This window comes from Amycolatopsis sp. NBC_00348 (assembly GCF_036114655.1).
Classification (GTDB): Bacteria; Actinomycetota; Actinomycetes; order Mycobacteriales; family Pseudonocardiaceae; genus Amycolatopsis.
Genome location: NZ_CP107994.1, coordinates 4,637,751 through 4,664,142, shown reverse-complemented (window position 1 = coordinate 4,664,142; position 26,392 = coordinate 4,637,751). Strand labels below are relative to the sequence as shown.

Sequence of the window (26,392 nt, the reverse complement as noted above, 5' to 3'; positions counted from 1 at the left end):
CCGAAGAGATCACGCTAATGGCCGAGCGGGTGGTCACTCGGAGTTCGCGGAATGTGTCAGTCTTTTGTCAATAACGGCTACTGCGAATACGGCAGGTCGGCGCGGATGAGTTCCGCCTTCGCCATCGTGTCGTTGAGGTAGGCCGGCAGGGGGCGGCGGAAGCGGGTGGCGAGCGCGTCGGCGATGTCGGTGGTGACGCGCCAGCCCTGGCCGTCCAGCCAGGCCGCCGGGTCGCGGCGCGGCTCGGTGTTGAGCAGGCCCGCCATGCTGATGCCCAGGCGCTCGGCGGCCTGCATCGCCTCCATGCTCCGGTTCATGCCTTCGACGTCGCCGCCCGGGACCTGCTCGACGCCGAAGCGGCTGCCCGGCGCGGAACGGGCGTGGACCACCTCGAACAGCTCCTCCTCGGCCCGCGCGGGCAGGTACGGCAGGAGTCCCTCGGCGAGCCAGACCGTCGGGCGGGTGCGGTCGAAGCCCGCCTGCTCCAGTGCGGCCGGCCAGTCGTGGCGCAGGTCCGCCGCGACCGGGTGGCGGTGGCAGTGGGGCAGCGCGCCGAGGTCGTCGAGGACCTGCTGCTTGAACGCCAGGACCCGCGGCTGGTCGACCTCGAAGACGTCACGGCCGTCGAGGTCCAGCCGGTAGGCGCGGGCGTCGAGGCCGGCGGCGAGGATGACCACCTGCGGCGCGTCGGACGTGACGACCACTTCGTCGAAGAAGCGGGAGCGCAGGCCCATGTAGCTGGCCATCGCGCTCCACATCTCGTCGCCGTCCACGTCGGCCGGGCCGGTCGGCAGGGGCTTGGGCGGGTTCGCCGCGCGGACGAACTCGGCCGCGAACGGATCGTCGACGAGGCCGCCGGCCGAACCCGTCGCGATCGCCCGCGCGGACGCGACCGCGAGCGCGGTCAGGCCGACGCTGGTGACGATGTCCCACTGCTGGTGCGTCCCGCTCATCCGTGACCCTCCCGAAGATCGCTGCGTCCCCCCAGCATGACACTGCGCGACCGATCGGGTGCGTGCCGTGAGCGTTTTGCCCGGAATCAGGGCGTGTGGTGTGCGTCACCGGCTGTGATGTTCGAGAGTGTGCGACGCACTCGGGGTGCGGGCCGGAAATTAATAACGAACAATGCTCGGTGCTCTTTGTCAAATTGTGCCGATGTCGCGACTGTGTAACGGTTGTGGGTAATTCTGCCGACGCCGGAAAAGATCCCTTCGGGCACATCGTGAGCCAGCCTAAGCAAGGCGCGGAGCTGCGCGAACCTGCTTGTACGGTGTGCAAGGCGGAGTCGGCGGGACACGATGCGTGATATGTACGGGCGTGTCGGAAAGAATTCGCGCCGAGCTGTCGAAAATGTCGGTGTCGGGCTTGACAGGGGCGCCGGAGTTGATGTTCTCTGCAACCCGGCTCGGTCACGCCACGTCAATGGGAAAGCCGCAATTTCACCGGTTCGGGTGCCGGTGTCCAAGATCGTTCGAGACGGTGCGTGATCGGCCCTGGGGTGATCTCGTCCTATCCGGGTTCGACGTCAGCCGCGCGTCGGCTGGGAATCGAGCGGTTCCACCATGCTTGAACGAGGGTCCACGCCACGCCGGCCGGCCGACGCCCCGTGGTGGCCGGCGCACTGGAGCGTCCGCACCAAGATCAGCGTCGTCCTGCTGCTGCCCGTCCTGGTCGCCGTCGCGCTGGCGGTGGTCCGGATCCAGGGTGAGCTCGACCGGGCCACCACGCTCAGCGCGGCGCGCGACCGGCTGCCGGTCCTGCACGACACGATCGACCTGACGGCGTCGCTGAGCCAGGAGATGGTCGCCGCCGTCGCGGTACCGGGCGGGGCGCCGAACACGCTGACCGCCGCGGTGGACGCGAAAGTGGCCGCCATCCAGCGCGAAACCGGTTTCGCGCCGCTGCCCGCGGACACCGGCCGCTCGCTGAACACCGCGCTCGGCAAGCTCGCCGGGATCCGCGCCGCCGGCGCCGCGAACGGTGACGTGCGCACCAAGGCCGCGGGGTACAACGACATCATCGCCTCGCTCGGCGACCTCGTGCCCGCGCTCGTCCCGGCCGACGTCGGCAGCGACACCGCCGTCGCCGCGGACACCGCCCGGCTGCTGGTGCACCTGCGGGCCGAGCTGGCGACCGAGGAGACGTACGTGCGGGCGGCGCAGGCCAGCCCGGACGACGCGACCCTGCGCCCGGCGGCCGTGCTGACCGCCGCCGAGCAGACGGTGCTCGGCGAGCAGGCCGGCCGTCAGCTGACCGGCGCCCTGCGGACCCGGTTCACCGCCGCGACCAGCCCCGCCGCGAACCGGCTCGGCACGCTGCAGGACCCCGAGAGCACCGGGACGGCGGCCCTGTCGTCCTTCCTCCCGTCCATCACCGCGGAAGTCCCCGGGGTGACCGGCGTGCTGAACGACGTCGCGACGCAGCTGGCCGACAACGTGTCGTCGGCGGCCGACCGCGCCCGCGCCGACTCCCTGCGCGACACGGCGCTGGTCCTGGGCGCGCTGCTCGCCGCGCTCGCCGTCGCCCTGCTGGTCGTGCGGTCGCTCGTCGGGCCGGTGCGCCGGCTGCGCGCGGCGGCCCTGCACGCCGCCCACGAGCAGCTGCCGGAGACCGTCCGGCAGGTCCGCGACGGCAAGGAGGTCGACTGGCGCGCCGTGCCGGCCGTGCCGGTCCAGACCGAGGAGGAGATCGGGCAGCTGGCCCGTGCCTTCGACGACATGCACCGCCAGGCCGTCCGCCTCGCCGTCGAGCAGGCCGAGCTGCGCAAGCAGGTCAGCGAGATGTTCATGACGCTGTCGCGGCGCAGCCAGTCGCTGGTCGAGCAGCAGCTGTCGATCATCGAGGACCTCGAGTCGGGGGAGCAGAACCCGGCCCGCCTCGAGGAGCTGTTCCGGATCGACCACATCGCCACCCGGTTGCGCCGCAACGGCGAGAACCTGCACGTGCTCGCCGGTGGCCGGCCGGTCCGCCAGGGCCGCGAGCCGGTGCCCACGCGCGACCTCCTGCGGGCCGCGACGTCCGAGGTCAAGGACTACCGGCGGGTGGCGATGGGCAACGCGCCGCGCAGCTCGGTGCAGCCCGAGGCGGCCGCGGACGTGGTGCACATCCTCGCCGAGCTGCTGGAGAACGCGACGCGGTTCTCGCCGCCGGAGCACAAGGTGGCGCTGACCGCCGACCGCGGCGCCGACGGCGGCCTGCTCATCGAGGTCGTCGACCAGGGCCTGGGCATGACGCCCCAGGAGATCACGTCGGTCAACGAGCGGCTCGCCGCCGCGGGGTCCGTCGGTCCCGAGACGACCCGGCGGATGGGCCTGTTCGTGGTCGGCCGGCTCGCCTCGCTGCACGGCGTCACGGTGCGGCTGCGCCCGACCGGCCCGAGCGGCCGGCACCGGGGCGTCACCGCCAGCGTGCACGTGCCGGGCGCGCTGATCCTCGCCGACCTGGCCCGGCCGATCGGCGCCGGCAGGCAGGCCGAACCGGTCATGCGCCGCAACGGGTCCTCCCGGCCGGTCCTGGTGCCGCCGCAGGCGCCGACGCCGATCTTCGAACAGGTCGTCACGAGCTGGTTCACCGAGCCGATCGAACCCCTGCCCGGCCTGCCGGCCGCTCCGGTACCGCCGCCTGCTCCCGCACCGGCGCCCGCGCCGCCCCCGGCGGCCGTGACGCCGCCGCCGAAGCCGAAGCCGAAACCGGCCGCGGAGTGGGCGACCCCGGCGGCGGAGCACGCGCGTCACGCCGCGGAAGACGCTCTCGAACCGCCGGTGGCGCCGAAGCTGACCGACGCCGGGTTGCCGACCCGGCGGCCCGGTGCGCAGCTCGCGCCCGGCGCGGTCGTGCCGCGGGTGCGTGAAGATCCCGGCGGCGGGTTCCGGGACGCCTCCGCCGTCCGGAACAGCCTGTCCCGGCACTACCAGGGAATGCGCGCGGCGCGACAGCAGACCGCGACACGCGCCGAAGAATCCGGAAAGGACGAAGTGGATCCGCGATGACGGAACTGCCCGAGGTTCACCAGCGGCGCGCCCCCGGCGCCGAGGCCGCGAGCCGCACGCTGAGCGGCACCCTGGGGGTGTTCCCCGGCTCGCCGCCGCCACCCGAGCGGACGGCCACGCTGAACTGGCTGGTCAACGGGTTCGTGCAGGACGTCTCGGGCGTCGCGCACGCCGTGCTGGTGTCCGCCGACGGACTGCTCGTCGCGGCCGACGAGACGCTGCCGCGCGAACGGGCGGACCAGCTGGCGGCCATCGCGGCGGGGTTGCACAGCCTGTCGCTCGGCACCGCGGAGCTGTTCACGGCGGGGCGGGTGGTGCAGTCGGTGATCGAGATGGAGCAGGGGTTCCTGCTGCTGATGAGCGTCGGCGACGGCTCCAACCTGGTCGTGCTGGCCACGACCGGCTGCGACATCGGGCTCGTCGGTTACGAGATGACGATGCTGGTCGAGCGGGTCGGGCAGAAGGTGGACGTGCCCGCGCGTGAGATGCCGGTGGCTCAGGACCGCCTGTGACGGAGTACCCGCCGTTCGGCCCGGCCGGAGAGGAGCCGCGCCACGCCCCGTCGCTCGCGCGGCCCTACTCCTGGACCGAGGGCCGGACGGCGCCGGTGGTCGAGATCGCCGTCGAGGCGCTCGTGGAGACGACGGCCGCCGGCCGGACCGAGGCCTACCACTCGACGAGTGCGCTGGCCCAGGTCATGGAGCTGTGCGCCCGCCCCCGGTCGCTGATGGAGATCGCCGCGCTGCTGGTGCTGCCGCTCGGCGTGGTCCGCGTGCTCGTCGCGGACCTGATGGAGGACAGGCTGGTCATCGTCCGCGACACCCTTTCGGACACGTCGTCCTGGGGCGAGCGCCACGACCTGATGGAACGCGTGCTGCACGGCTTGAAGGATCTTTGACCCCGACCGTGCCCCGGAGGAAGGACTGACCCATGGACCACGCGGAGAACTTCGCGCTGGGGCGCTGGCTGCTCGTGCTCGCCTACCTCACCTCGGTGGTCGGCTGCGTGCTCGGCCTCGCCTGCGCCGTGCAGGCCCGGCACGCCGCGGACCCGCGTCACCGTCTGCGGTGGCTGGTCCTGGCGGCGGTGTCGATCGGCGGTGTCGGCATCTGGCTGATGCACTTCGTCGCCATGCTCGGCTTCAGCACGCCGGGGATGCCGGTGCGCTACGACGTCTTCCGCACCGTGCTGTCGGCGCTGCTGGCGGTCGCGGCGGTGTTCGTCGGGCTGCTGGTGGCGGGCAGCCAGGCCCGGATCGGCTGGCGGCTGCTGCTCGGCGGCCTGATCACCGGGCTCGCGGTCAACGTCATGCACTACACGGGCATGTCGGCCCTGCGCGTGAAGGGCGGCTTCACCTACGACACGCCGCTGGTGGTGCTGTCGGTGGTCATCGCCGTGGTCGCCGCGACGGCCGCGCTCTGGTTCGCGATCGTCCTGAACCGCCTGGTGCTGCGCGTGGCCGCCGGGTTCGTGATGGCCGTCGCCGTCACCGGCATGCACTACACGGGCATGGCCGCGGTGCGGATGCAGATGGACATGTCCGCCCCGGACCCGGCGGGCACCGAGGTGTTCTCGTTCCTGTTCCCGGTGTTCGTCCTCGCGGCGATCGCGATGGCGGTGCCGCTGTGCGCCGTCCTGATCGCGCCGGCCGTCGGGACCGCCGCCGAGCGGCCCGTCAAGGCGGAGGAAGCCCTGGTAGCCCGCTGACCTGCGCGTTGCAGGTCAGCGCAAGGAATCCGCACGGTCCTCGCGGCAGCCTGACCCGGCGCTCCGATCCGCGGAGCCGGGAACGGGGAGGTTTCCGATGGGCCGAGTACGAGGGATGAGCAGGGCGCCGAGCCGGGCACCGGTCCGCTGACGCGCGAGCGACGCCGCCGCGTGCGGGGGAGGACGTTGCTGCCGGCCGTTCTGGTGGTTTTCGCGCTGGACACGCCGGTGCCGGCCGAGGCGGCGACGCCGGCCTGCGCGACCGGCTGCGCGTGGTCCTGGCGCACGGTCTCGGTGCGCCGGATCGGGACCACGTGCGTCTCCGGTCCGCAGGGGTGCGTCCGGGCCGTCGTGACGACGACCGTGGTGTTCGACGTGGCTGCATTCCGATCTCCGGAGGATGCCGAACGTCGTCGTTGATCGCTATGAACGGGGTGTATAAACGGCCGACATACACACTGTGTATAGTCCTCGGCATGTCGATCGGACTGACTCTGCTCGGGCTCCTCGAAGGCGGCCCGCGCCACGGTTACGACCTGAAGCGCGCCTACGACGACCGCTTCGGGCACGACCGTCGGGTCCACTACGGGCAGGTCTATTCGACCCTCGCGCGGCTCCTCAAACAGGGGCTCGTCGAGGCCGACGGCGTCGAGGTCGACGGCGGGCCCGAGCGGAAGCGGTACGCGATCACCGAGGCCGGGGTCGCCGACGTCGCGGGCTGGCTCGCCACCGCGGAAAAGCCCGACGCGTACCTGCAGAACACGCTCTACACCAAGGTCGTGCTCGCGCTGCTGTCCGGCCGGCCCGCGTCGGAGGTCCTCGACGTCCAGCGCTCGGCGCACCTCGACGCGATGCGCGAGCTGACCCGGCGCAAGACCCGGGGCGACCTCGTCGACCAGCTGATCTGCGACCACGCGCTGTTCCACCTGGAGGCCGACCTCCGCTGGCTGGAGCTGACCGCCGCCCGGCTCGACCAGCTGGCGAAGGAGATCGCGTGACCGGCGTCCTGCTCGAAGCCACCGATCTCCGGAAGACGTACGGCCCGACGGAGGCGCTCGCGGCGGCGAGCCTGCGGGTGCGGGCCGGCGAGGTCGTCGCCCTGATGGGGCCGTCCGGATCGGGCAAGTCGACACTGCTGCACTGCCTGGCCGGGATCGTCCGGCCCGACGCCGGGGCGGTCCGCTACGAGGGCGCCGACCTGGCCGGGCTGACCGACCGCGCCCGCTCCGCCTTGCGCCGCACCGACTTCGGGTTCGTCTTCCAGTTCGGCCAGCTCGTCCCGGAGCTGACCTGCCTGGAGAACGTCTCCCTGCCACTGCGGCTGAACGGTCAGCGCGGGCGCGTCGCCGCTGAGCGCGGCCGGGAGCTGCTGGGCGAGCTCGGCCTGCTGGAGATCGCAGGGAAGCGGCCAGGGGAGGTGTCCGGCGGGCAGGGGCAGCGCGTCGCCGTGGCCCGCGCCCTGGTGACCGGCCCCCGGGTCGTCTTCGCCGACGAACCGACCGGTGCCCTCGACTCGCTCAACGGCGAGCAGGTCATGCAGCTGCTGACGTCGGCGGCCCGCGAGCGGAACGCCGCGATCGTCCTGGTGACGCACGAACCCCGCGTCGCGGCCTACTCGGATCGCGAGGTCGTCGTCCGCGACGGCCGCACCCGGCAGCTCGAGGCGACCCGATGATCCGGCGCTGGTGCGACGACCTGTGGCTCGGGATGCGGCTCGCGCTCGGTGGCGGCGGGGCCCGCACGGCCCTGACGCGGCTCGCGCTCACAGCGGCCGGGGTCGGCCTCGGCGTCGCCGTCCTGCTGACCGCGACGTCGGTGCCGCACCTGCTCGGCGCCCGGGAAGACCGGGCGGCCGCGCGGATCGGGGCCGTGGGCGCCGCGTCCGTGCCCGGAGTCGACCCGGTCTACGCCGTCAAGCTGGTGGACGAGTTCCACGGCCAGGGCCTGCAGGGCGTCCTCGTGCAGCCGACCGGGCCGCGCGCTCCCGCGTTCCCCGGGGTGGGCGAGCTGCCGAAACCCGGTGAAGTGGTGCTGTCGCCGGCGCTCGCCGACCTCCTGGCGTCGCCGGCGGGGGAGGAGCTGCGGGGGCGGTTCCCGCAGCTCGTGATCGGCACCATCGGCGACGCCGGGCTGACCGGCCCGAACGAGCTGTACTTCTACCTCGGGTCCGCGACCGCCGCCGCGCAGCCGGCCGCGGTCGCGGTGAACCGCGTCGGCGGGCCGCTCACCGGCCACCGCGACCTGACCGCGCTGGAGCTGCTGCTGGTCGTGGTCGGGGCGACGACCTGCCTCGTCCCGGTTGTCGTCTTCGTGGTCGCCAGCACCCGGCTCGCCGCGGCGTCGCGGGACCGGCGGCTCGCGGCGCTGCGCCTGGTCGGCGCCGACCGCGGCCAGGTGGTGCGGATCGCCGCGGGGGAGGCGCTGCTCGGCGCGCTCGCCGGGCTCGTGTCGGGCGGGGTGCTGTTCCTGGTGGTGCGCGCGCTCGTCCCGCTGATCACCGTGTCCGCCTTCCGCGGCGGCATTTTCGGCGAAGACGTCGTGCCCGACTGGCGGCTCGGCGTGCCGATCGCGGTGCTGCTGCCGGTGCTGGCGTGCGCGGTGGCCGCGTTCGCGCTGCGGCGGGTCGTCATCGAGCCGCTCGGCGTGGTGCGGCGCGGGATCCAGGCCCCGCGGAAGTTCTGGTGGCGCCCCCTGCCCGCGGTCGTGGGCGTGGTCCTGCTGGCGACCCGCTGGGAGCGGGTGTCGGCCGACGCCGGCGACCCGGCGGTGATCGGCGGGGTGGTCCTGCTCCTGATGACCGTCCCGCTGGTGCTGCCGTGGCTGGTCGAGCGGGTCGCGGGCCGATTGCGCGGCGGTTCGCCCGCATGGCTGCTGGCCGTCCGCCGGCTGCAGGTGGACAGCGCGACGGCGGCGCGCCTGGTGAGCGGCATCGCCGTGGTGCTGGCCGGATCGATTGCCCTGCAAGGGGTTTACGCCCGCGCCGAGAGCGACCACCTCGACCCGGGAAGCGTCCGGGTGCTGGCGAGCAACTTCGCGTCGACCCTCACCGACGTCCAGGCGTTCGCCGCCGCCGTCCAGGAGCTGCCGGGAGCGCGTGGCGTACCGGTGACGACCTCGGGCACGCTGGTGAACGCGGCCGGCGCGGAGACCCGGCTCATCCTAGGAAGCTGCGCCGAACTGCGGTCCGAAGGAGCACCGGGGGACTGCCGCGACGGCGACGTGTTCGCCGTCGGAACCCCCGAAGCAAACGCCTACCACCCGGCCCCGGGCGACCGAACCTGGTTCGCCGGCGCCCGGCGCGCCGACCCAGGCGTCCCACCACAGTGGACGGTCCCGGCGGACCGCTTCCGCACCGTATCAACAGAACACCCGGCGGCCCTGCTGGTCACCCCGGCCGCACTGGCCCCGGCGACAAGCGTCGGGCTGATCTCGAACATCACGATCCCCGCGGCCGGCCCGGACGTGGTGGAGCAGCTGCGCAACACGGTCGGGCAACTGGGCTGGAACGGCATAGTCTCCTCGGTCGGCACGGAACGAGACGGCACGTACGCACTGATCACCCGGGTGCTGTCGGTGGGGTCGATCCTGGTGCTGCTGCTGGCCGCGGGCAGCCTGATGATCGCGGCCTGGGAGCAACTGAGAGAACGGCGCCGCAGCCTGGCTGCCTTGATGGCCAACGGCGTAGGACGCGGCGTACTGGCCCGCTCACTGCTGTGGCAGATGGCAATCCCGGTCACGGTGGGCGTAGTCATCGCAGTGATCGAGGGGATCGCCCTGGACTGGCTGCTGCTGAGGTCAGTAGGACACCGCGAGCTGGCGGTCGACATCTCGGCAATCCTGTTCCTGACCGCAACGGCGGCAATAGCAGTACTGGCCGTAACAGCGGTAACCCTCCCAGCCCTCTGGCGGACGACAAGCCTGGAACAGCTAAGGGAGGAATGACCGGGGCATGGCCTCGTCGCGGCTCGTCGACTCCGGCCGACTCCACGGCAGCGTTCGGCCGCCCTCAAGACGAGCGAGAACGCACTGATCGCGGCACGAGCGGACGTTCGGCTGGTCTCGAACCGGTGGTATCCGCAGTTGTGCCTTGTGGCGGGCGAAGTGCTGAGCACCCAGGGGGGCGAGGGCCTGTACGGGTTCCGAACCGGCAAACCCGTACAGACCCGGCAGCGCCTGGTTACTGGTTTCGGCCTGCCGTGACGCCGCCGTCGACGTCCCAGATCGCGCCGGTGACCCAGCCGGCCTGGTCGGAGAGGAGGAAGGTGACCACGGCGGAGATGTCCTCGGTGGTGCCGATCCGGCCGATCGGGTGGAAGGCGTTGAATCCCGCCAGGACGGTGTCGACCTCGGCCGGTGGGATGAAGCCCTCGTAGATGGGGGTGGCGACCACGGCCGGGGAGATGGCGTTGACCCGGATCTTGTGGGCGGCCAGCTCCAGGGCGAGGTGCTGGGTCAGGGCGTGCAGGCCGGCCTTGGCCATCGAGTACGCCGATGACGGGGTCGCGGCGATGGCCTGCTTCGCCCACATGCTGCCGATGTTGACGATGGCGCCACCGCGGCCGCTGGTCACCATGTTCTGCGCCACGGTCTGGGTGATCAGGAAGGTGGCCTTGTTCAGGTCCAGGTAGGCGTCGTAGTCGGCGGGGGTGTGTTCGAGGAACGGCAGCGGCCTGAACACGCCTGCCGCGTTGACCAGCAACGTCGTGTCGGCGTGCTGGCCGGCCAGTTCCTCGCGCACCCGCGTCACCTCGGCGGGGTCGCGCAGGTCGGCGGTGATGCCCCACGCCTGTCCGTGGGCGGCCAGGTCGGCCACGGTCTTCTCGACCCGCTCGGGGCGGGAACCGATGACGACCGCGCTGCCGCCGCCGCTGACGACGTCCTCGGCGATCTGACGGCCCATGCCGCTGCTGCCGCCGACTACGACGAGCTTGCGACCGGTGAAGTCCTGTCCCATGGTGGTTCTCCTCATCTGACTACCTACTAGTTGGAAGGTTGACTGGTCATGCGAAAAGGCGTTGCGGTGGTGCGTTTTCAGAGCAGGGCGTCGACCAGGGTCGCCGCCACCGACCGGACCACATCGCGATCCCGTCCGGCGGCGCCGTCCGGTTGCCCGTGAGCGCGGGCCAGGAGCAGTGCTCCCTCCAGCGACGCCAGGTAAGCCTCGGCCGCCGCACCGGTCCGGGTGGCGGGCATGCCCGCCTCGGCCAGCACGCCGGCCACCCATTGCCGCTGATCGGCGAAGAACGCGTCCGTCGCCTGCCGTACCTGAACGGGCAGGCTCTCCGCATCCACGGCGAAGACGCCGCAGAGGCAGATGCGACCGCCTTGGGCAAAGGTCTCGGCGTACAGCCCGGCGTAACCCACCAGGCGCTGCCGCGCGCCCGCCGCGTCGTCGTCGACTTCCTTCCGCGCTACGGCGAACCGTTCCCGATAGCGCGCGATCAGCGCCTCGGCCAGTGCGGCTTTGGTGGGGAAGTGGTGGTGGATGCTCGGCTTCGTGATGGACAGCTCGGCACTGATGTCGGCGTAGGAGAAGCCGTTGTACCCCCGAACCTGCACCAGCGTCTGAGCGCTGTCCAGGATCCGATCCGCTGTCGTGGTCACGCGACTATTTCTACCTTCTAGTTGGTAGGGAGTCAAGGCGAGTCGCCAGTCGGCAGCCGGTCAGTCGATCGGGTAGCCGGTTGCGGCGACGCGATCCGCGACGGTGGCCAGGGTGGTGGCGGGGTTGAGCGCGGTCACGACGGTCGTGGTCAGCGGGTGCCCGGCGTAGATGTGGCGCACCGCGTCGAGGTCGATCGGTCTTTCGTAGTAGGCCTGCGCCCACTCCCGGAACGCCTCGGGTGTGCGGTCGGTCAGCAGGGCGAACAGCCAGTCGGCCCCGTCGTCGCCCTTGTCGGGGAACGCGATGACGCCGTGCTGCCAGACGGTGTCGCCGTGCTCACGCCACAGGCAGACCGTGACGTACGGCGTGCCGTACTCGTCGGAGAACGCCGGTTCCGCCACACACTTCCGGAACACGTCGGGCACGGCGTCGAGAACACCGGGCCACGGTTCCTCGTCGTCGGAGGCGTAGGGACTCATCGGCGACTCGTGGTCGAAACCGCGCACGTACGCCCCCGCGGCCGTGAACACGACGGAGTATTCGTTGCCCGCGCCGTCCCGCATGGACGCCAGTTCCTCACCAGGCGCCCAGGCGGTGTCGTAGAGGTGGTACCGGTCTTCGCTGCCGGGGCTCAGCACGACGTCCAACGCGGCCAGCGCACGGCACAGCGCGCGCAGGTCGGGGACGGCGGGCAGGTGACGAGCGAGGTCGTACACGGTCACACCGATAGTCAAGCAGACAGCCCGAACGTGCTGGGGCACAGACGGAAGAAGGGACAGCGCGGTTACGCGGTCAGGTTGGCGACGGCGAGGGCGGCGATCTTCTGCGCGGCACCGCAGGGATCGTGCTGCCACGGGCCGGCTTCGGGCTGGTCGGCGGTGGCGGCGCTGATGTGGACGAGGGTGCTGTTGTCGGCGGCGAGTGCGAGGGTGCAGCCGCGCGGGCCGTCGGCTTGCTTGCTGGGGACGTTCTCGTCGATGGCGACGATGACGGCCGGGTAGACGGTCTCGACGGTGATCGGCTCCCAGTGGTTGCCGGTGTCGTGGCCGAGGGCGTGCTCTTGGTACAGGATCTGCAGGCTGTCGCCCAGGTTCGAGGTGCTGACCTTGGCGACGGCGCCGAACGTGGTGACACACCGGTTGCCGTCGCGGCTGCGTTCACCGCCGGTGAAGCCGAGGGCGGTGAGCTGCTCGACCGTGACCGCGGCGCACGGATCGGTCCGGAACCGGCCGGCTCCGCTCATCCCGACCCCGGGGATCGGCGGGACCGAAACCGACGGCTCCGCCGGAACCGCCGGCCGGCCGGACGAGCAGCCGGCACTCAGCCCCGCGACCAGCAGGGCGGCGACGACAGCGCAGCGGGTGCGGCGATGGGTCATGAGTGGGTGGCTCCCGGCTTGACCTGCCAGCGGGCCGGATCGTCGATGACGTCGTTGCTGTCGCCGACGTCGGGCAAGGTGGCGAAGTTGGCTTCGATGACGGACAGCTGAAGACGGTTGCCGAGCTGCTTTCCGATGTCGGTCATCAATCCACCGAGCAGGGTCAGGCAGTCGGTCCAGAACGTCGCGAACGCGGAGTTGACCGCATCGGCGATGTCCTTGAACTCGATGACGGCTAGCGGGGGCATCGCCGTCGACACCCCGATGGCGATGCCGATCTTCCCGCCGAGCTGAGCGAGGTTGATCGCGCATTTGCCGATGGTCGTGAGCAGAGTCTTGTAGGTTTCGATGATCGTCTGGGCGATGGCGGACATCGTGTTGGTCAGGCTGATCAGCGAGTTCTGGTTCTGCCCCAGGATGGTCACGGCCTTGCCGGCGTAAGTGCCGAACTGATCGGCGGCGTCGCCGTGCCAGGCTTTCGACAAGGTCAGCTGGGCATCACTGAGCTGATTGGCCGCGTTCGACAGGGACGACTCGTTGGCGAACCTGTCGGCGAGCCGCAGGACCTTGCCGATGTCACCGGCGACGAACACGCGGAGCTTGTCCAGCAAGGTCACGATGCCGTGCGCACCGATGAACTCGGCCCAGTGGCGGATCGTCGCGTCGGAGTCGGTGGGGTAGGGCAGGCCCGCCTGAGGTGTCGTGACCGGCGCCGGCGGGCCCGTCGTCCACGGCGTGGGCATGTCGCTCACGGAAGGCCTCCTTCGAGCTTCTTGAGCCGCTCGTACTCGGCGGCGTCCTGCTGTTCGTAATAGGAGGCGGCGGTCTGCAGAGCCCGAGAAAGCTGCTGCAGCGTCTCGGCGTTCTTCGCCGAAACCCCGCGGATGGTCTCGATGGCCCGGTTGTACTGCTCGGCCGTTCCCGCGCCGTGGATGTCGGGCATGATCGTGGTCAACGTCCCGGGCAAGCCCAGATCGAACTCGCCGAGCAGGGTCCCGGCGAGATCCGTCCGGGCGAACGTGGTGACCAGGTCGGCGGCACCGGCGACGTCATCGGCGGCTTTGCGCAAGGCTTCGGGGTAGACCCGGTAGCCGCGGCCGGAGATGTCGTTGGGGTCGAAGGTCATGCCAGCCCCGTTTCGGTGACGACCGCGGCGACGGTGTCGCCGCGTTGCCGATCGGCTCGGTGTTCGGCGTCCCGGATGCCCTGCAGCAGGGTGCGGGCCAGGGCGTCGGCGGAGTACTGGTGCAGCTCGGCGACGTCGAGGGTCACCGCGGTCAGGTCGCCGGCTCCGGACACGGTCACCGAGCCCAGTTCTCCCGGCAGCCGCCACTGCAGCGGAGCTTGTTCGGCGCCGTGAGCGGTCTGCGCGACCGCGGCCACGGCGGCGTCGATCTCCCGCGCGAGGCTGTACAGCTCGTCCTGGTAGTTCACCAGCGTCCCCGTTCCTCGTTTTCGCCGCTGTCGCCGAGGAAGTCGAGGTTCTCGAAGTTCTCCTCCTCGACCTCCACCCGCCGGGGACGTGCGGACGCCGGCGAAAGGTTCGGCTGGACCGGGTCCGGTTGCGCGCGGTCGTCGCGGGCGGGGCCGACCCGGTGGTCGACGGCGACGCCGCCTGGTGGCGGGGCTGGAGCGGGCTGCCACACCTGGTCCTTGTCCAGGACCGCGCGCATCTTCGCGGTGGCCACGGTGGTGGCTTGCCGACGTGCGGCCGCCACGGCCTCCACCACGTCCGGTCCGACCGTATGCGGGTGGGCGCCGCGCATCGCCGCGGTGCTGATCTTGAGATCCAAGAGCCGGCCGTGGCCGCTCACGGCCGCGGTCACCGCGCCGTCGCGGGACTGGCCGGTGAACCGGACCCGCCTCAGTTCCTCGTCCAGTTCCGCGGCCTGTCGCCGCATTGTGTCCGCGTTGAAAACCACGTCGGTGTCGCCTCCCCACGTTCCCGACACGCACTTCCGAGGTCGACACCCGCGGCCGTCACTGGTGGTCGCGGGCCGGTCACCCCATGCGGGCCAGCGTAGCCGATCGGGACTCCTGCCGACGGCACTTTGCCCACCACCGCGCCCTGAAGATTACAGGCAGCGAGCGGCCGTCACCCGCGTAACACGGGGGCGCGGTTGCCGACTTACCGGCGACCAGGCCACTTGTCCTGTGAAGGAATCGTTGTGTCGCAGCGCGAGATCGAATTGGTCGTCGGCTCGACTTCGACCGGCTTGACCGGCCGGCGATCCCGGGTGAGCCAGGCACCCGAGCGCGCTCGGCGCGGCGTGCCGCGGATCGAGGTCAGGTTCGACATCGACGCGGACAGCACGGTGCAGGTGACCGTGAAGGACTTGGCCAGGGGCAAGGGCCAGTGCGTGCTGATCGACGCGGCCGCGGCCCGCGTGGCGGCGCAGCCGGATCCGCACGCGGCCTTGATCCCGGTCGTCGCGGATTCTGGGCCCACGGTGAAGCGCTGACGCGGGAGCCGCTGGGACGGCGGACGACGGTGTGCTCAAGGGCGGTTCGGGGCGGCCAAGGCGGTGGTGAGGAAGTCCTGGGCTACTTCGCGCAGCTTCAGGTTCTTCTCCTGTGACGCCTTGACCAGCAGGTCGAAAGCGTCGTCGGCCGGGATTTGGTGTAGGGCCATCAAGATGCCCTTCGCCTGGTCGATCACCGCGCGGGAGGTCAGTGCGGTGCGGAGCTGTTCCATCGTCTCGCGGGCCGTCTGGTGCCGTCGGGTGCTGCGCAGTGCTGCTTCGGCGGCGGTGGTGTAGAGCGCCAGCAGGGCTCCGTCGAGCGCACCGAAGCTGTTGCCGCCGGTGTCGTACAGGTTGAGTGAACCGTGGTACTCGCGGTCGATGAACAGTGGCGCGGACAGGTAGCCGAGCACCGCGGACTCGGCGGCGGCCGCGGCGAACTCGGGCCACTGCTGCGCCGCTTCGGTCACCTTGACGCGCTGGAGTTCGCCGGTCCGGGCGGCCTCCAGGCAGGGGCCTTGCCCGGCGTCGTACTGGGCCTGGTCGATGTGGTGCGCACTGTCACCGGTCGACGCCGCGGTGTAGGGGTTGCCCTCGCGCAGCAGGGTGATGCTGGCGAGTTCCGCGTCCGGCACGGCGTGCACGACCTGCTGGCACACCCGCTGCAGGACCACGGACAGCGCTTCTTCCTCCTTGAAGGTGCCGGCCAGCCGGTCCAACGCGGTGGTGACGTCGTCCACTCGCCGTGCGGCGTCCCGCTCGTCAAGCAGGTTCTCGTCCATGGGGCGCTCCTTCGGGGGCAATGCGCTCGGTCTCGGGCGTGCGGGTACGCCGAAGACTAATCGTCCGATCGGCTGATCATCGAGCCGGGAAACGGCGGCGGCGTCACGTGATCCTCACGCGGTGGTGAGCCGTCGATCCGCCGTCCGAGGGGATTCTTGCGGGTCCCGCTCTCGTCTCGGCCACTTACCGTCACCGAAACGCGGATTGTCGGGACACTGTGTGAGCGTCGGCACTTTGACGCGGTCCGCCGCGGCCCCGTTCACTTGTCTTCGTTCCGGTGGCGCATCCGGACCGCCGGGAAGGACGAAGACGACTATGGGTACGCCGGATCTGGTCAGGGAATCCGCGCTGGGCGGGCGGTTGGTGCTGTGGGAGGAGTCGGCCCGCGACGGCGCGCAGGGCAAAACCCTGATGAGCGGGGACTTCCGCGTCCGGCTGGCCCGTGAGCACGGCCGGGTCTTCGGTGGTGACGGGCCCCGGCACGTCGTGTTCGCGGCCGGATTCCCCGCGGTGTGCGCGGAAGAGTTCGCCGCCACCCGCCGGGTCGCGGTGGAGGCGGCCGGGTCCGTGAGTCCCGCCGCGGTCTGCCGGGCCACCCTCGACGACGTCCGGCAAGCGTGCGACGCGGTGCGGGGTACGCCGAACGCGCGGGTGATGATCGTGGTGCCCGCGTCCGACGTGATGGCCGACGCGATGGTCCACCGCCCCGCCGTCGACGCGCTGGCCGACGCCGTCCCGCTGGTGCGGGCCGTGCGCGACGGCGACACCGGCGTCATCCCGGACGTGTGTTTCGCCGACGCGCCGCGCGCCGACGTCGACGTGCTGGCCGGCGCGGCGAACGCGCTGACCGAGGCCGGCGCCGGCGTGATCGTCGTCGCCGACACCACCGGCGACCTGCTCACCGAGCGGTGCGCCGAGCTGTTCCAGGGGCTGCTCGAGCGGGTGGCCGACGACGTCGTCCTGGCCTCGCACCTGCACAACGACCTCGGGCTCGGCCTGGCGAACACGCTGGCGGCGGTCCGGGCCGGCGTCCGGGTGGTGTCGAGTTCCTGGCTGGGCGTCGCGGAACGCAGCGGCATGGTCGCCACCGAGCAGCTCCTGTTCCTGCTCGCCCACCGCACCGCCGAACTGCTGGGCGAGGCCGACCTCTGGCACACGGCGCCCGACCTGACCCGGATTCCCGTGATCGCCCGCGCGGTGGCGGCGGAGACGGGCCTGCCGCTGACGGTGACCACCCCGATCGTCGGCACCGGCGTCGGCACGATCTCCACCGGCACGCCGTTCGTGCGGCCGGCGACGTTCCAGCCCTTCGACCCGGCGGTGCTGGGCATCGAGCCGACCGTGGTGCTCACCCACCTGGCCAGTACCCGGGTGCTGCGCGCGGTCGGCGAACGGGCCGGCCTGGTGCTCGACCGCGCGGAGACGGCGGCGGCGCTGGCGTGGGTGAAGGCCGAAGCGTTCCGCCGCAACGAAGCGGTCGTCCCGGTCGAGAGCCTCGTCGGGTTCGTCGACGCGTTCCGCGCGACCGCCGCGGTGCCGGCGACGTGACGGCGATCCTGACGCAGCCGGCCGCGGCGGCCGAGGCGTTGCGGGCGGGCTCGGCGGTCGTGTTCCCGAACCCGTACCCGCTGACCTCGGTGGTCGCCGCGACCGCGCCCGACGTCGTCAACACCGCGAAGGGCCGCCCCGCGGACCAGGCCGTCGCGTTGTGGCTCGTCGACGACGACCCCTGGTCCGAGTTCGCCGCCGCCCTCGACCTCGACGACGCCACCCGGGCGCTCGTCCGCGAGCTCCTGGTGCGCGAACGGCTGACGCTGTTGCTGCCCGTGGTGAGCGGCCGGGCGCCGGGCTGGGCGTCACCGGCCACCCGCGACGGCCACGCGCTGGTGTTCGGCGCGTGCGGGGATCCGGTGCGCCCGATCCTCACGGACGTCGGGCACCTCCACGTCAGCAGCGCCAACCGCACCGGGCACCCACCGGCAGCGTCTGCCGCCGAGGCGCGCGCGATGTTCCCGCCGGAGGTGCACGTCCTCGAGAGCGCCGATGACTCGCCGGCGGCCGGGCGCGCGGCGACCACCACGCTGCGCGTGAGCCGGAACCACACGCTGACGCACACCCGTCTCGGCGCTCAGGACCGCGCGCACGGCGGCCCGGAGGCTTATCTCGCGCACTTGCGGGCCGGTTACGTCACCTGAGCACCCTCGGTGTTCGGCTCAGTCCCGCACGACCCGCAGGCACAGCCGGGTGAGGACGGCGCGAAGCTCGTCGTCGGGCAGTGCGTCGAGGCGGCGCGTGACCACGCCCAGGTCGCTGATCAGCGAGTAGGCCGCGATCTGGTCCGCCGTCGGCGCCGGGCCGAACAGCAGGTGCAGGGCGCGGTCGGCCAGCTCGTCGAGGGTGCGGCTGATGCCGGGGTGCCGCCGGACGATCGGGTCGGCGTGGCTCATCGGCGCCAGCGTGCGGTACGCGGTGACGACCTGGCCGACCCAGTGCGTGACGAAGGATTCGCGGCGCTCGTCGCGGTCGGCGATCTGCTCGAGCGCGTCGAGCCCGGCGGCCAGCGCGGCGACCGTGGGTTCGAGCAGGGCCTCGAGGATCGCGATCTTGGTGCGGAAGTAGTAGTAGACGTTCGCCTTCGTGACACCCATCGTGTCGGCGATCTGCTGCAGCGAAGTGGCGTCGAACCCGTGCTCCAGGAACAGCCTCCGCGCCGTGTCCAGCACCGCCTGCCTGGTCTTCTCGGCCTGCGCCGCCCGTACCGCCGCCACCTGGTCATCGTAGCGCCCGCGGCGGACCGGAGGTGGTGCTACGCTGGTTTCATTAGCCGAACGGCTAACGAAACGAGGAGGACGCGATGTCGGGTTCGGTGCTGGTGACCGGCGGGACCGGCTACGTGGCGGGCTGGTGCGTCGCCGAGCTGCTCGGCCGCGGTTACGACGTGCGGGCGACCGTGCGCGACGCGAGCCGGGGCGAGCGGGTGCGGCGGGCGGTCGCGTCCGTCTCGGACCGGACGGACCACCTGGAGTTCGCGGTGGCGGACCTGACCCGCGACGACGGCTGGGAGGAAGCCCTCGACGGCTGCGACCACGTCCTGCACGTCGCCTCGCCGCTCGGCGCGGACGGCGCGGACGCGCAGGCCTTGCTGGTCCCGGCCCGCGACGGCACGCTGCGGGTGCTGCGCGCCGCGGCCGCGGCGGGGGTCCAGCGGGTCGTCATGACGTCGGCGGCGAACACGGCCAGCCCGACGTCCTACACCGCCGACGGCGTCACCGACGAGACACTGTGGACGGACCTGGACGCGCCGAAGCTGCCCGCTTACCGGCGTTCGAAGACGGCGGCCGAGCTGGCGGCGTGGGAGTTCATGAAGTCCTGCGACGGGCCGATGACGCTCGCCACGATCCTGCCGGGCGCGGTGTTCGGGCCGGTGCTGTCGCCCGACACGCTGGGCTCGGTCCGGATCATCTCCCGGCTGCTGGCCGGCGCGATGCCCGGCACCCCGCGCATCGGCCTGGAGGTCGTCGACGTGCGGGACCTCGCCGACGTCCACGTCCGCGCCATGACCGCCCCCGCGGCGGCCGGCCAGCGGTTCCTCGCGACCGGCGAGTTCCTGTGGATGCACGACATCGCGCGCATCCTGCGCGACGGCCTCGGCGAGGACGGCCGCAAGGTCCCGACGCGCAAGCTGCCGGACCTCGCCGTCCGCGTGTCCGCGCTGTTCGACCGCTCGCTGCGGGAGATCATGCCCTCCCTCGGCCGCCGCAGCCGCCACAGCACGGCGAAGGCGAAGTCGTTGCTGGACTGGACACCGCGGCCGGCGGAGGTCGCCGTCCTCGACTGCGCCCGCAGCCTCATCGACCACGACGTTGTCGGGAAGTGACGCCCATGAGCCCCCAGAATCCCATCGAGGACACGCCGTTCGACGCCGCGTCGACGGCCGAGCAGGTCGCCGCCGGCGTCGACCTCACCGGCAAGCTCGCCGTCGTCACCGGCGGGCACTCGGGCATCGGCCGGGAGACGACCCGGGTGCTGCGCGAGCGCGGTGCCCACGTCGTCGTTCCCGTGCGCGATCCCGCCAAGGCCGCGAACATGCTCGACGGCATCGACGGCGTCGAGATCGACCGGCTCGACCTCGCCGACCCGGCGTCGGTGGACGCGTTCGCGCGGCGGTTCCTCGCGTCGGGCCGCGCGGTGGACATCCTGGTCACGAGCGCCGGGATCATGGGTGTGCCCCTGACGCGTGACGCGCGCGGCCACGAGTCGCACTTCGCGACCAACCACCTCGGGCACTTCCGGCTCACCGCAAGGCTTTCGCCGGCGTTGGCCAGGGGCGCCCGCGTGGTGTCGGTGTCCGCGGCGGCGCACCGGCTGTCGCCGGTCGTGGTCGACGACCTGGCCTTCGAGCACCGCGAGTACCACCCGATGCTCGGGTACGGCCAGTCGAAGACGGCGAACATCCTGTTCGCGCTCGAGCTGGATCGCCGTGGGGTGCAGGCGTTCTCCGTCCACCCGGGATCCATTGTGGACACCAACCTGAGCGGCTGGGCCACCCCGGAGACGCTGCGGGCGATGAAGCTCGTCGACGACGACGGCAAGCCGGTGATCGATCCGTACGCGGGCAAGAAGACGGTCCAGCAGGGCGCGTCGACCAGTGTGTGGTGCGCGGTCAGCCCCCAGCTGGCCGACGTCGGCGGGGTGTACTGCCTGGACAACAACATCGCGCCGGTGGCGCTGGAACGCACCCACGACGCGAGCCGGCACGGGACGGGCGAAGTCCCGCCGGCGGGCGTGTCCCCGCACGCGATCGACCCGGCCGCGGCCGCGCGGTTGTGGTCGGTGAGCGAGGAGCTGACGGGCGTCAGCTTCCCGGTGCGCTGACGGCGCGGTGCACGGCGTCGCCGAGCGCACCTTCAGCACGTCACCGCGGGGGGTCCGGCTCCCGCGGGCCGCGGCGGAGGTACTCGCCGACCGCGACGGCTTGGGCGGGCAGGCCGGTCAGCTCCAGGATGTCGAGCACCGCGTGGCCCGCGGCCGCGGCGAACGTCGAGAAGTACCCGTAGCGGCCCGCCAGGACGTCGGCGATCTTGCGCCGCGTGACGACGGCGCCGATCGGGTTGCCCACGCCCATCGGCTTGTCCAGCGTCACCAGGTCCGGCGTGATCCCGGAGAGAGCGAAGCGTCACAGCTGCGGCCCGCAGCCCGAGCCGGACGCAGGCCCGCTGCGCGTCACGGCGATGCCCGTAAACGGGCATGAAGGCATGCTAGCATGCGGGCATGACTCAAGCCGTCAAACGGCAGTTCAGCGTCTACCTGCCACCTGAGCTCATCAGGCGGGTCAAGCACGCGTCCGTCGACGCCGACGAGTCGCTCTCGGCGTTCGTCGAGCACGCGCTCGAGGAGTACCTGCGACGCGGTGAGGAGCGATCGTGATGCGCGTGCTGCCGATCCGCTACAGCGCGGACGTCGAGGCCCTGACGCGGTTCTACCGGGCCCTCGGCCTGGAGAGCGGGCCGGCGTCGCGCCCCGGCGGCTGGATCGAGCTGCCCGCCGACGGCGGCACGCTGGCCTTGCACCGCGGGACCGCCGAGGAGGCCGGCCGGTGCGAGCTGGCGTTCGAGGCCGACGAACCGCTGGAAGACGTCGCGGATCGCTTGCGGGCGGCCGGGTTCGAGCCCGGCCCGGTGACCGACGAAGGTTTCGGCTTCTCGCTGCGCGTTCGGGATCCCGACGGCGTGTGGGTGCAGATCAACCGATACGACCGAGAGCTGTACACGTGAGAGGTGCCCCGCCGGTGCTCGCCGCCGGGATCGTCGCGCTCGAGTTCGCGGCCGCGGTGACCGGGTTCGTCGCATCCACGCTGCTGCCCGTCGTCGCCGACGACTTGGACGCACGGGGCCGGCTCGGGCTCCTCATCGCCGGTTCGACACTGGGGTTGTTCGTCGCGCTCCCGCTGGCGAGCCGGGTACTGGGCCGGCTGGGCCCGCGGCGCACCCTGGCCGCCGGGACGCTCGCCTACCTCGGCGGGCTCGCACTGGCCGCGTCCGCTCGGGCGGCGTGGGTGTTCGCGCTGGGGCAGTTCACCAGCGGCCTGGCCGGCGGGCTCTTGGCGGTGTTCGGGATCAGCTCCGCGATCCGGCACCTCGACGAACGGCTGCGCATCCGGGTGGTCGCGGCGTCGTCGGCGATGTGGATCGTGCCCGCCCTGGCCGGCCCGGCCGCGACGCTGGGCCTGGAACACCTCGTCGGGTGGCGCTGGATCCTGCTGGTGCCGGTGCCGTTCGTCCTTTTCGGACGGCTGCTGGTCGTGCGCGCCGTCCGCGACGACCCGGCCGTCGAGGCCGCGCCGCGTCCGCTGGGCCGGACGCTGTCGGTGCCGCTGGGCGCGGCGTGCGTCGTGCTGAGCGCGGGGTGGTGGCCGCTCGCGATCGCCGGCGCGGTGCTCACGGTGGCGGGGACGGTCGCGATCCTGCCCGCGGGAACCGCGCGCCTGCGGCGGGGGACACCCGCCGCGCTCGGGGCGATGGTGCTGTTCGCGGCCGGCTACTTCGGCGCGGACAGCCTGATCACCGTGCTGCTGACGAGCGGGTTCCGGATGAGCCTCGGGCAAGCGGCGGTCGTGCTGAGTGCCGCCCCGCTGGGGTGGGCGGTGACGAGCCTCCTGGTCACGCGGTGCGCGTCGGCGTTTCCGGTCGCCGGCCTGAGCCTGACCGCGCTCGGCACCGCGGTGCCGGCGGTCGAGCTGGCCACCGGCGGCTCGTTCGGCGTCGTCCTCGGCGCGTGGACCGCGGCCGGGATCGGCGTCGGGCTCGCGTACCCCAGCCTGTACATCCGGGCGACGACCGCGGGCTCGAGCGGATTCACGGCCACGGAGCTGGCGACCGCGGTCATCACGGCCGAATGCGTCGGCCAGCTCCTCGGCCGTGCGGTCGGCGGCACCTTGAGCTCGGCCGGCACCACCGGCGGGCTGGTCGCCGCCTACGTGCTGTTCGCGCTCGCCCTGATCGCGGCCGCGGGTGCCGCGAGCCGGACATCGACCGCCGGGTAGCCGTCATTCCGGCGCGGTATCGGTGAATCCGGGCGGCGCCGACCGGACCGATTTCCCGCTCGAAACGACGTCGATTACGCGGAATGGCCCATGGCCGCGCCGCTGAACGGCTGTCATGCCTTACTTCTTCACGGCGGCGACCTTCTTGCGCGGCGTGCGCTTGCGGGCCGCGACGGGTTCGGCGACCTGTCGCTGCGCCTCGTCGTAGGCGGTGACGATCTCGGAGGAGAGGCGACCGCGCTCGGAGACCTCATAGCCGCTTTCCCCGGCCCAGGCGCGGATCGCGCGTGAGCGCTCACGGTCCGCACTACTCGCCGTCGACTGCCCGGTGGCGACGCGCACCTTGCGGCCGCCGGTCTTGCGGCTCGCGGCGATGAACCGCGCGAGTTCCCCGCGCAGGGCGGTGGCGTTGTCGTCGGAGAGGTCGATCTCGTAGCTGACGCCGTCGAGGCCGAAGGGAATGGTGTGGGTGGCGGGGCTGCCGTCGAGGTCGTCCAGCATCTCGACGAGGACCTTTTGCGCCATGGGAATTCTCCAACCGGTTGACTGTGTGTCCGTGGTGACCAGGAGCACGATATGCGGGATCCACTGTGGATCATACATACCCACCGGTATTATCGCAATTTCCCGAAAACGCGAACAAGTATCGTGAAAATGTCACAGGGCCGGGCGGACGGCGTTTATGGCCGGTGCGGGCGCCGCCGTTGACGACCGCGTTCGTTCCGCCTGATCAGCCGGGCCGCTCGGGTGAGCGGAGCAGGTCGTCGAGGCCGCCGCGGGCGTCCGCCATGACGAGCTCCTCCGCGGTGGCCGCGTCGCCGGCGCGCAGGGCGCGGACCAGCGCGCGGTGGCCGGAGTAGCGGTCGAGCCCGAACCGGTCGTCGGCCAGCACGTGCTCGACCAGGCGGCTGCGCCGCTCGGCGCGGGAGAACACCCGGCTCTGCTCCAGCAGCCGGACGAGCACCGGGTTGCCGGCGCACGCGCTCACCTCGTCGTTGAACCGCTGGAAGACGTCGAGCAGGGTGTGGACGTAGTTCTCGACGCGCTGCCCGTCGGCGTGCCGCTGGCGCATGACGATCACCAGGTCGTCGGCGGTGTCGAGGAGCGCGTCGAGCCGGACCAGGTGGCCCTTCGTCGCGTGCCGGGCCGCGAAGCGCGCGACCAGCCCGCGCAGGGCGACCTCCACCTCGGCCAGGTCCCGGATCGCGGCGTCCCCGATCATCGCGACGACCACCGTCCGCGGCCCGGCGCGTTCGATGAGGCCGTCCTGTTCCAGGCGCCGGATCGCTTCGCGGACCGGGGTGGGGCTGACGGCGAAGCGTTCGGCCAGGCCGCGTTCGGTGACCTTTTCGCCCGGGCGCAGGTCGCCCGCGGCGATGGCGTCCTGCACCGCGCGGTAGGTGCGGTCGGCGAGCGTCTCCGCCACCGGGGCGGCCGGTGACTGCTGATTCATGTCCTCACCTTAACCGAGCCATGGCATCCCGTTATGCCACCGTTGACAGTTTTGCTATAGCATCTCTAGGGTGACGACAGCGCCGACGCGACGAAGCGGCCGCGGCCCCCGGAGGACTTGCGATGACCACAGTGGACACCCCGAGGGGGCGGAAGAGCGGGCGGCGCATCACGTTCTACGTCGCGCTGGCCGTCTTCGCCCAGGAATCGACGTGGAACTTCTACGACGCGCAGGTGCCACCGCTGCTGCGCGAGCACGTCGGCAGCGCCGCCGTCATCGGGCTGCTGATGGGCATGGACAACGTGCTGGGCCTGTTCATCCAGCCCTGGATCGGCAACCGGTCGGACAACACCCGCACCCGCTGGGGCCGGCGGATCCCCTACCTGGCCGTCGGCATGCCGATCGCCGCCGTCCTGTTCGCCACGATCCCGCTCGCGTCGTCGTTGCCGGCGCTGATCGCGCTCATGTTCGCCTACGCGCTGGTGGCGAACAGCTTCAAGCCGCTGGGGGAGGCGCTGCTGCCCGACTTCATCCGCCCGGAGCGCCGCAGCCGGGCCAACGCGGCGGTGAAGATCGCGTCCAGCCTCACCATCATCGTCTCGGCGCTGATCAGCACGTTCCTCGTCGACTCGCACCCCAAGCTGGCCTTCTCGGTGCCTTCGGTCCTGATGCTCGTGTCCGCCGCGGTGCTGGTGTGGCGGGTCCGGGACAGCACTTCGCGCGCCTACCGGGAAGCCGTGGCGGAGGACCGGGAACCGGCGCGGGAGGACACGCCCAAACCGCGCATGCGCGACATCCTGCGGGACATCGCCGGTGACACCGACCGCACCCGGCTGCTGGTGATCCTGGCGATCCTGCTGTTCGGCGCCGCCTGGGCGGCGTCCCGGTCGCTGATCACCAACTACGGCATCGAGGCCCTCGGCCTGTCCCGCGGCGGCGCCGGCGGGCTCACGTTGCCCAGCGGGGTGGCGTTCCTGCTCGCGGCGTACCCGCTGGCGCTGCTGTCGGAGCGGATCGGCCGGGTCCGGGTGATGGCCATGGGCGCGACGGTCTTCGTGGTGTCCCTGACGATCGGCACGCTCCTGCACACGCCCACGGCGACGATCGTCGCCCTGTGCGTGGCCGCAATCGGCGCGGCCGGCTTCGTGATCAACGGCGCGGTGGTGCTGTGGAACCTGGCGCCGTCCAGCCGGGTCCTGGGCACGTACACCGCGCTGTACACGGTGGGCTGGGCCACGGGCGGCTTCCTGGGCCCCGCGGTGGTGGGCGGAATGGTCGACGTGACCGGCTGGCGCCTCATGCCGATCGACGCCGCATTGCTCGCGGTGTTCGCCTTGGGCGCGGTGGTCCGCATAGAACTCCTGCGGCGCCGGTCTTCGAGCGAGGCGGGGGTCGCGCTGTGAGCACGGTTCTGGTCACCACCGACTACACCCGCCCCGGCGACGAGGCTGCGGTGGCGTCGGCCGGCGCGGGCCGTGCGGTCGGTTTCGGCGGGGGTGCGGGTACTTCGGGCGCGGCTCGCGGTGTCGGCCGTCTTGCGCGCCGCGGCGCCGTGGTGCTGGTTTGTTGTCCAGCCGGTGCGCACGGCGAGGAGCCGGTCCCGGCGGAGGTGCGTGGCGCCATTGTCGCGGTGCCGATCCACCAACGAGAGGCGGCGGCGCTGTGAGCGAGATCCTGGTCACCACCGGCTACACCCGCCCCCGCGACGAGGCCGCGGTGGCGTCGGCCGGTGCGGGCCGTGAGGTCGGTTTCGGCAGGAGTGCGGGTGCTTCGGCCGCAGCTCGCGGTGCTGGCCGTCTTGCGCTTCGCGGCTTCGCGGTGCCGATCCATCGAGGAAGGGCGGCCGCGCTGTGAGCACGGTTCTGGTTACCACCGGCTACGTCCGCCCCGCCGACGAGGCTGAGGTGGCGTTGGCCGGCGCGGGCCGCGCGGTCGGTTTCGGCAGGGGTGCTGGTGCTGCGGCTGGCGGTGTC

Annotated in this window: 32 protein-coding genes; 18 read left to right on the top strand and 14 right to left on the bottom strand. The window is 72.0% G+C overall.

The genetic code is table 11. The features are described from left to right. Positions 1-77 precede the first annotated feature (77 nt). Positions 78-953 (bottom strand): SAM-dependent methyltransferase, encoded by an 876-nt coding sequence (locus tag OHS58_RS20320; protein ID WP_328649448.1) that lies wholly within the window; start codon positions 951-953, stop codon positions 78-80. A gap of 609 nt (positions 954-1,562) precedes the next feature. Between OHS58_RS20320 and OHS58_RS20315 the strand changes: the two genes are divergently transcribed. The 7 genes from OHS58_RS20315 (at position 1,563) to OHS58_RS20285 (ending at position 9,638) form a co-directional block, all read left to right on the top strand. Then, the gene (locus OHS58_RS20315) at positions 1,563-3,989 is read left to right on the top strand and encodes a sensor histidine kinase (RefSeq protein WP_328649447.1); all 2,427 of its coding nucleotides are present in this window, start codon (positions 1,563-1,565) and stop codon (positions 3,987-3,989) included. Positions 3,990-3,994: 5 nt separating this feature from the next. Further along, complete coding sequence (locus tag OHS58_RS20310) at positions 3,995-4,501, top strand: roadblock/LC7 domain-containing protein (RefSeq protein ID WP_326951494.1); 507 nt, start codon at positions 3,995-3,997, stop codon at positions 4,499-4,501. Continuing rightward, positions 4,498-4,887, top strand: a complete 390-nt coding sequence (locus OHS58_RS20305) for a DUF742 domain-containing protein (protein WP_326948217.1) — start codon at positions 4,498-4,500, stop codon at positions 4,885-4,887. Before OHS58_RS20310 ends, OHS58_RS20305 begins: the two co-directional genes overlap by 4 nt. A 32-nt stretch (positions 4,888-4,919) precedes the next feature. Next, positions 4,920-5,696, top strand: coding sequence for an MHYT domain-containing protein (locus OHS58_RS20300; RefSeq protein WP_326948218.1), 777 nt, complete (start codon positions 4,920-4,922; stop codon positions 5,694-5,696). 476 nt (positions 5,697-6,172) lie between these two features. Continuing rightward, positions 6,173-6,694 carry a PadR family transcriptional regulator gene (locus OHS58_RS20295; RefSeq protein WP_328649446.1) on the top strand — a complete coding sequence of 174 codons (522 nt, stop codon included), beginning with the start codon at positions 6,173-6,175 and terminating at the stop codon, positions 6,692-6,694. After that, the gene (locus OHS58_RS20290) at positions 6,691-7,371 is read left to right on the top strand and encodes an ABC transporter ATP-binding protein (protein WP_328649445.1); all 681 of its coding nucleotides are present in this window, start codon (positions 6,691-6,693) and stop codon (positions 7,369-7,371) included. Before OHS58_RS20295 ends, OHS58_RS20290 begins: the two co-directional genes overlap by 4 nt. After that, positions 7,368-9,638: an FtsX-like permease family protein gene (locus OHS58_RS20285; protein WP_328649444.1), complete on the top strand. Its 2,271-nt coding sequence runs from the start codon at positions 7,368-7,370 to the stop codon at positions 9,636-9,638. Before OHS58_RS20290 ends, OHS58_RS20285 begins: the two co-directional genes overlap by 4 nt. 235 nt (positions 9,639-9,873) lie before the next feature. Here the strand turns inward: OHS58_RS20285 and OHS58_RS20280 are convergent, their stop codons facing one another. The 8 genes from OHS58_RS20280 to OHS58_RS20245 all read right to left on the bottom strand — a co-directional run bounded on the left by OHS58_RS20280 (position 9,874) and on the right by OHS58_RS20245 (position 14,580). After that, positions 9,874-10,650, bottom strand: coding sequence for an SDR family NAD(P)-dependent oxidoreductase (locus OHS58_RS20280; protein WP_328649443.1), 777 nt, complete (start codon positions 10,648-10,650; stop codon positions 9,874-9,876). Positions 10,651-10,727: 77 nt separating this feature from the next. Next, complete coding sequence (locus OHS58_RS20275; protein ID WP_328649442.1) at positions 10,728-11,300, bottom strand: TetR/AcrR family transcriptional regulator; 573 nt, start codon at positions 11,298-11,300, stop codon at positions 10,728-10,730. Positions 11,301-11,360: 60 nt separating this feature from the next. Further along, the gene (locus OHS58_RS20270; RefSeq protein WP_328649441.1) at positions 11,361-12,023 is read right to left on the bottom strand and encodes a hypothetical protein; all 663 of its coding nucleotides are present in this window, start codon (positions 12,021-12,023) and stop codon (positions 11,361-11,363) included. Positions 12,024-12,085: 62 nt separating this feature from the next. Further along, on the bottom strand, positions 12,086-12,679 hold the full coding sequence (locus tag OHS58_RS20265) for a DUF3558 family protein (protein WP_328649440.1): 594 nt from the start codon (positions 12,677-12,679) through the stop codon (positions 12,086-12,088). Next, on the bottom strand, positions 12,676-13,422 hold the full coding sequence (locus OHS58_RS20260) for a WXG100 family type VII secretion target (RefSeq protein ID WP_328649837.1): 747 nt from the start codon (positions 13,420-13,422) through the stop codon (positions 12,676-12,678). The genes OHS58_RS20265 and OHS58_RS20260 overlap by 4 nt, the downstream gene beginning before the upstream one ends. 5 nt (positions 13,423-13,427) lie before the next feature. After that, positions 13,428-13,805 carry a hypothetical protein gene (locus tag OHS58_RS20255; protein WP_326948228.1) on the bottom strand — a complete coding sequence of 126 codons (378 nt, stop codon included), beginning with the start codon at positions 13,803-13,805 and terminating at the stop codon, positions 13,428-13,430. Continuing rightward, positions 13,802-14,113 (bottom strand): hypothetical protein, encoded by a 312-nt coding sequence (locus tag OHS58_RS20250; protein WP_328649439.1) that lies wholly within the window; start codon positions 14,111-14,113, stop codon positions 13,802-13,804. Before OHS58_RS20250 ends, OHS58_RS20255 begins: the two co-directional genes overlap by 4 nt. Further along, entirely contained in the window at positions 14,110-14,580 is a 471-nt protein-coding gene (locus OHS58_RS20245) for a YbaB/EbfC family nucleoid-associated protein (protein ID WP_328649438.1), read from the bottom strand. The genes OHS58_RS20250 and OHS58_RS20245 overlap by 4 nt, the downstream gene beginning before the upstream one ends. A gap of 267 nt (positions 14,581-14,847) precedes the next feature. Here OHS58_RS20245 and OHS58_RS20240 point away from each other — a divergent pair, with 267 nt between their 5' ends. Then, the gene (locus OHS58_RS20240) at positions 14,848-15,141 is read left to right on the top strand and encodes a hypothetical protein (RefSeq protein ID WP_328649437.1); all 294 of its coding nucleotides are present in this window, start codon (positions 14,848-14,850) and stop codon (positions 15,139-15,141) included. Positions 15,142-15,176: 35 nt separating this feature from the next. Here the strand turns inward: OHS58_RS20240 and OHS58_RS20235 are convergent, their stop codons facing one another. Next, positions 15,177-15,923 (bottom strand): GAF and ANTAR domain-containing protein, encoded by a 747-nt coding sequence (locus tag OHS58_RS20235; RefSeq protein ID WP_247049827.1) that lies wholly within the window; start codon positions 15,921-15,923, stop codon positions 15,177-15,179. Positions 15,924-16,239: 316 nt separating this feature from the next. On the opposite strand from OHS58_RS20235, the gene OHS58_RS20230 reads away from it, so the two are divergent. Beyond that, on the top strand, positions 16,240-17,472 hold the full coding sequence (locus OHS58_RS20230; protein WP_328649436.1) for a 2-isopropylmalate synthase: 1,233 nt from the start codon (positions 16,240-16,242) through the stop codon (positions 17,470-17,472). Beyond that, positions 17,469-18,119 (top strand): hypothetical protein, encoded by a 651-nt coding sequence (locus OHS58_RS20225; protein ID WP_328649435.1) that lies wholly within the window; start codon positions 17,469-17,471, stop codon positions 18,117-18,119. Before OHS58_RS20230 ends, OHS58_RS20225 begins: the two co-directional genes overlap by 4 nt. An 18-nt stretch (positions 18,120-18,137) precedes the next feature. On the opposite strand, the gene OHS58_RS20220 is transcribed toward OHS58_RS20225, so the two are convergent. Then, positions 18,138-18,692 carry a TetR/AcrR family transcriptional regulator gene (locus OHS58_RS20220; RefSeq protein WP_326954406.1) on the bottom strand — a complete coding sequence of 185 codons (555 nt, stop codon included), beginning with the start codon at positions 18,690-18,692 and terminating at the stop codon, positions 18,138-18,140. 86 nt (positions 18,693-18,778) lie between these two features. Between OHS58_RS20220 and OHS58_RS20215 the strand changes: the two genes are divergently transcribed. Together OHS58_RS20215 and OHS58_RS20210 are read left to right on the top strand one after the other, a co-directional pair. Next, positions 18,779-19,801, top strand: coding sequence for an NAD-dependent epimerase/dehydratase family protein (locus tag OHS58_RS20215; protein ID WP_328649434.1), 1,023 nt, complete (start codon positions 18,779-18,781; stop codon positions 19,799-19,801). Between the two features lie 5 nt (positions 19,802-19,806). Continuing rightward, on the top strand, positions 19,807-20,799 hold the full coding sequence (locus tag OHS58_RS20210) for an SDR family NAD(P)-dependent oxidoreductase (protein WP_328649433.1): 993 nt from the start codon (positions 19,807-19,809) through the stop codon (positions 20,797-20,799). A 40-nt stretch (positions 20,800-20,839) separates the two neighbouring features. Here OHS58_RS20210 and OHS58_RS20205 read toward each other — a convergent pair whose 3' ends face one another. Beyond that, positions 20,840-21,067, bottom strand: coding sequence for a hypothetical protein (locus OHS58_RS20205; RefSeq protein ID WP_328649432.1), 228 nt, complete (start codon positions 21,065-21,067; stop codon positions 20,840-20,842). A 128-nt stretch (positions 21,068-21,195) separates the two neighbouring features. Here OHS58_RS20205 and OHS58_RS20200 point away from each other — a divergent pair, with 128 nt between their 5' ends. Genes OHS58_RS20200 through OHS58_RS20190 form a run of 3 tightly spaced genes read left to right on the top strand, consistent with a single transcriptional unit; the run spans position 21,196 to position 22,966 of the window. Then, entirely contained in the window at positions 21,196-21,351 is a 156-nt protein-coding gene (locus OHS58_RS20200) for a CopG family transcriptional regulator (protein ID WP_247049876.1), read from the top strand. Further along, the gene (locus OHS58_RS20195) at positions 21,351-21,698 is read left to right on the top strand and encodes a VOC family protein (RefSeq protein ID WP_326954403.1); all 348 of its coding nucleotides are present in this window, start codon (positions 21,351-21,353) and stop codon (positions 21,696-21,698) included. The genes OHS58_RS20200 and OHS58_RS20195 overlap by 1 nt, the downstream gene beginning before the upstream one ends. After that, positions 21,695-22,966, top strand: a complete 1,272-nt coding sequence (locus OHS58_RS20190; RefSeq protein ID WP_328649431.1) for an MFS transporter — start codon at positions 21,695-21,697, stop codon at positions 22,964-22,966. The genes OHS58_RS20195 and OHS58_RS20190 overlap by 4 nt, the downstream gene beginning before the upstream one ends. A gap of 120 nt (positions 22,967-23,086) precedes the next feature. Here the strand turns inward: OHS58_RS20190 and OHS58_RS20185 are convergent, their stop codons facing one another. Further along, complete coding sequence (locus tag OHS58_RS20185; protein ID WP_328649430.1) at positions 23,087-23,491, bottom strand: histone-like nucleoid-structuring protein Lsr2; 405 nt, start codon at positions 23,489-23,491, stop codon at positions 23,087-23,089. Between the two features lie 205 nt (positions 23,492-23,696). Further along, positions 23,697-24,419, bottom strand: a complete 723-nt coding sequence (locus OHS58_RS20180; RefSeq protein ID WP_326954401.1) for a GntR family transcriptional regulator — start codon at positions 24,417-24,419, stop codon at positions 23,697-23,699. Positions 24,420-24,541: 122 nt separating this feature from the next. Here OHS58_RS20180 and OHS58_RS20175 point away from each other — a divergent pair, with 122 nt between their 5' ends. From OHS58_RS20175 to OHS58_RS20165, 3 genes are read left to right on the top strand one after another with little or no spacing between them, the layout of a single operon-like run. Next, positions 24,542-25,822, top strand: coding sequence for an MFS transporter (locus OHS58_RS20175; RefSeq protein WP_328649429.1), 1,281 nt, complete (start codon positions 24,542-24,544; stop codon positions 25,820-25,822). Next, positions 25,819-26,085, top strand: a complete 267-nt coding sequence (locus OHS58_RS20170; RefSeq protein ID WP_328649428.1) for a hypothetical protein — start codon at positions 25,819-25,821, stop codon at positions 26,083-26,085. The genes OHS58_RS20175 and OHS58_RS20170 overlap by 4 nt, the downstream gene beginning before the upstream one ends. Then, positions 26,082-26,273 carry a hypothetical protein gene (locus OHS58_RS20165; protein WP_328649427.1) on the top strand — a complete coding sequence of 64 codons (192 nt, stop codon included), beginning with the start codon at positions 26,082-26,084 and terminating at the stop codon, positions 26,271-26,273. Before OHS58_RS20170 ends, OHS58_RS20165 begins: the two co-directional genes overlap by 4 nt. Positions 26,274-26,392: the final 119 nt, after the last annotated feature.